Below are 793 nucleotides of genomic sequence, written 5' to 3' on the forward strand. Positions count from 1 at the left end.
CACCACTTCATCTCTTTGGTTGATATCGATGTGACGAATGCTCAGCTGGTGGTATTCCTCTTTTAACTTTACTTGCTCTAGTAAGTCACCACTCGTAAGCGAGACATAAGTTAGTGAAGGGGACATGGTATCGAGGTTCAGCTTTACACGACCTTTATCCGGGTGTGTGAGAATACCTCCATTGGCAATAACTAAAGTATCCGTGTCGCTGCAGAGCTTTATTTCATGTGGACCAATACCATGGCTTGAGAGCTGGGCGTGTACGCGATAATCGTTGAGCACATCTCTCACAAAAAGCCTTCCTTGACCCGAATCTATGTGATTTTCAGTGCTGACCAAATAACGTCCATCAGGTGTGTAAAGAGCATGCCCGTAGAAGTGGAAACCCTGTTCAGGCTGAATATGTTTTATCACTCTGCCTGATTTGATTGAAGATACGATTATGTATTGACCAGGACGCCGCCCAATGACTGCTATTTCTTCTTTATGAGGGTGCTTGATCACCTGGTGAGCTCTGGCGGGAAGCTTAAGCCGACTGACAGGTTCGCCATTTCCTTGTAAGCAAATTACCCAATGCTGACCGTGTCTATCCCTAGCTGCACTAATGAGCAATTCTGAGTCGTTTTCCTTGGCGAAGGCATTGAATGGGCTGAGTAAGCTGCTTGCGACTATAGAGCCAAGGAGCTGTCTTCGGCTTAGCCTTGTGTTTTCTAATGTCGAGAGTTTGTCAGTCATTAATCACCATCTCGACTGTTAAAGCCAAGGTGAATACCCAAGGCCGATACTGATGTTT

At 45.8% G+C, this 793-nt stretch carries 1 protein-coding gene; it reads right to left on the reverse strand.

Annotated elements, in window-relative coordinates:
• Positions 1-735 (reverse strand): DUF1513 domain-containing protein (locus A3756_RS03915; RefSeq protein ID WP_156490247.1); only part of this gene is annotated, 735 nt, incomplete at its 3' end.
• Positions 736-793 lie beyond the last annotated feature (58 nt).

This window comes from Oleiphilus sp. HI0086, assembly GCF_001635225.1.